We start from the raw sequence: 2,908 nt of genomic DNA on the forward strand, positions 1-2,908 counted from the left end.
GGCCATCTGGGCGGAAAGCATCGCCTCGGGCGAGCCATGCAGGGGCGTCACGCCCATGTCCGCCACCGTGGCGTGCAGGATCGCCACGGTGAGCGCCGGCAGCGCCACCAGCGCCGCAAGATGCAGGCAGGCCAGCCGGTGGCGGGACGCCGCGGTCGCATTCGCCGACGCGCGGCTCCAGGCCACCCACGACAGCGCCACCAGAGGGCCCTGCAGGCACAGGGCCGCCAGCCCCCACAGTTCGAGGCGGGCGAGGTAGGCGGCGGTAAAGAAGCTCACGACTTGCCTTCGAGCTTGCGGATCATCGCCTTGAGCTGCGCCAGTTCCTCGGGCGCGACCGGGCGCGCGTCCAGCGCTTGCATCGCCAGCGCCAGCGACGATCCGTCGAACGCGCTGTCCATCCAGCCGCGCACCAGGCGGTTCAAGGTGGGCCGCTCGGACACCGCCGCGGCGTAGACGTGCTGGCGGGCGTCCTCGCTGCGCGTCACCAGCCCCTTGGCCAGCATGTTCTGCAGGATCTTGAGCGAGCTGGTGTAGCCGATGTCGGTGTCGGCGTAGACCGCTTCGTGCACGTCGCGCACGGTGGCCGGGCCCTTGCTCCAGAGCACGCGCAGGATCGCCAGTTCGGCGGCGGTGGGCACGGTCGACTTCATCGGGCGAGCATGCATCCGGTGCCCGGGTCAGGCAAGCGCCGCCGGTCGGCGGCGCGAGGGCAGGGCGGCGTCAGATGTCTTTGGCGAGCGTCGCCGCCAGGCCGGTGTAGCCGCCGGGCGTGAGTTCCAGCAGACGCTGCTTCGCGGCCGCGGGCAGGTCCAGCCCCTCGATGAACTGGCGCATGGATTCGCGCGTGATGCCCTGGCCGCGCGTCAGCGCCTTCAACTGCTCGTAGGGCTCGGGCAGGCCGTAGCGGCGCATCACCGTCTGCACGGCTTCGGCCAGCACTTCCCAGCTCGCATCCAGGTCCGCCGCCAGGCGCTCGGCATTCACGGTGAGCTTGCCCAGGCCCTTGGCCAGCGATTCCAGCGCCACCAGCGTGTGGCCGAAGGCGGTGCCCAGCGCGCGCAGCACGGTGGAGTCGGTCAGGTCGCGCTGCCAGCGGCTGATCGGCAGTTTCTCGGCGAAGTGGCCCAGCAGCGCATTGGCCAGCCCGAGGTTGCCCTCGGCGTTCTCGAAGTCGATCGGGTTGACCTTGTGCGGCATGGTCGAGGAGCCGACCTCGCCGGCCTTCAGCGCCTGCTTGAAGTAGCCCAGCGACACGTAGCCCCAGATGTCGCGCGCCAGGTCGATCAGGATGATGTTGGCGCGGCGCACTGCGTCGCAGTACTCGGCCACGCCGTCGTGCGGCTCGATCTGCGTGGTGTAGGGGTTGTAGTCCAGGCCCAGGCTCTGCACGAAGCGCTGCGAGAAGGCGCGCCAGTCGACCTCGGGGTAGGTGATCGCATGGGCGTTGTAGTTGCCCACCGCGCCGTTGATCTTGCCGGGAATTTCCAGCGCCGCCAGCTGCGCGCGCTGGCGTTCCAGCCGCGCCACCACGTTGGCCAGCTCCTTGCCCAGCGTGCTGGGCGAGGCGGTCTGGCCGTGCGTGCGCGAGAGCATCGGCAGGTCCGCGTTGGCGTGCGCCATCTCGCGCAGGCGGGCGATGATGCGGTCGAACATCGGCAGCAGCACGCCCTCGCGCGCGTCGCGCAGCATCAGCGCGTAGGACAGGTTGTTGATGTCCTCGCTGGTGCAGGCGAAATGCACGAACTCCTTGGCCTGCGCCAGCGCCGGATCGGCGCCGATGCGCTCCTTGATGAAGTACTCGATCGCCTTGACGTCGTGGTTGGTGGTCGCCTCGATCGCCTTCACGCGCTCGCCCTCGGCCACGCCGAAGTCGCTGGCGATGGCGCGCAGCTGGTCCACCTGCGCGCCGGAGAAGGGCGACAGCTCGGCGATCGCCGGCTCGGCGGCCAGCGCCAGCAGCCACTCGATTTCCACCTGCACGCGCCGGTGCATCAGTCCGTACTCGCTGAAGATCGGGCGCAGGGGCTCGACCTTGCCGGCATAGCGGCCATCCAGCGGCGACAGGGCGGTGAGGGCGTGGCTGCTCATCGGGAGTGTTCCGGCAAAGGGAAAACGGCCATTTTACATGGCCTCCGCGCCGACGACCGGCGGCCTATAGTGTCGCCTTCCCCACGCCAAGGAGCGCCCGATGGCCGACTACCGCATCGAACACGACAGCATGGGCGAGCTCAAGGTGCCCGCCGACGCGCTGTACGGCGCGCAGACCCAGCGCGCGATCGACAATTTTCCGATCTCCGGCCTGACCCTGCCGCGCCAGTTCATCCGCGCGCTGGGCCTGATCAAGGCCGCGGCCGCGGCCGCCAACCTCACGCTCGGCCACTTGAAGAAGGGCCAGGCCGCGGCCATCGGCAAGGCGTCGATGGCGGTGGCCGAAGGCCGCTACGACGCGCAGTTCCCGATCGACGTGTTCCAGACCGGCTCGGGCACCAGCACCAACATGAACGCCAACGAGGTGATCGCCCACCTCGCCGCGCAGGCCGGCGCCAAGGTGCACCCCAACGACCACGTCAACTACGGCCAGAGCTCCAACGACGTGATCCCCACCGAGATCCACGTCAGCGCCACGCTCGCCAGCAGCGAGCAATTGCTGCCGGCGCTCAGGCACCTGAAGAAGACCATCGACAAACGCTCGCGCGAACTGAAGAACGTGCCCAAGACCGGCCGCACCCACCTGATGGATGCGATGCCGGTGACCTTCGGCCAGGAGTTGTCCGGCTGGGCCGCGCAGATCGCCTCGGCCATCGAACGCATCGAGGACGCGCTCAAGCGCATGCGCCGCCTCCCGCAGGGCGGCACCGCGGTGGGCACCGGCATCAACGCCGACCCCAAGTTCGGCCCCGCGGTG

The 2,908-nt window shown here is 69.5% G+C and carries 4 protein-coding genes; 1 reads left to right on the top strand and 3 read right to left on the bottom strand.

All coding sequences use genetic code 11. From position 1 onward, the window contains the following. The 3 genes from HOQ08_RS05805 to purB form a co-directional block, all read right to left on the bottom strand. On the bottom strand, positions 1–279 hold a 279-nt coding region (locus tag HOQ08_RS05805; RefSeq protein ID WP_291192432.1), incomplete at its 3' end, for a hypothetical protein. Next, positions 276–653, bottom strand: coding sequence for a BlaI/MecI/CopY family transcriptional regulator (locus HOQ08_RS05810; RefSeq protein WP_291192433.1), 378 nt, complete (start codon positions 651–653; stop codon positions 276–278). The genes HOQ08_RS05810 and HOQ08_RS05805, both read right to left, overlap by 4 nt. Before the next feature lie 70 nt (positions 654–723). Next, entirely contained in the window at positions 724–2,091 is a 1,368-nt protein-coding gene (purB, locus tag HOQ08_RS05815; RefSeq protein WP_291192434.1) for an adenylosuccinate lyase, read from the bottom strand. Positions 2,092–2,191: 100 nt separating this feature from the next. Between purB and HOQ08_RS05820 the strand changes: the two genes are divergently transcribed. Then, a partial coding sequence (locus HOQ08_RS05820) for a lyase family protein (RefSeq protein WP_291192435.1) occupies positions 2,192–2,908 on the top strand: 717 nt, incomplete at its 3' end.

Source organism: Frateuria sp., from assembly GCF_013362045.1.
In the GTDB taxonomy this organism is placed as follows: domain Bacteria; phylum Pseudomonadota; class Gammaproteobacteria; order Xanthomonadales; family Rhodanobacteraceae; genus Frateuria_A.

Coding starts and splice junctions, on each gene's coding strand:
- HOQ08_RS05810 (WP_291192433.1), bottom strand. CDS start 653: ATGAAGTCGACCGTGCCCACCGCCGCCGAACTGGCGATCCTGCGCGTG.
- purB (WP_291192434.1), bottom strand. CDS start 2,091: ATGAGCAGCCACGCCCTCACCGCCCTGTCGCCGCTGGATGGCCGCTAT.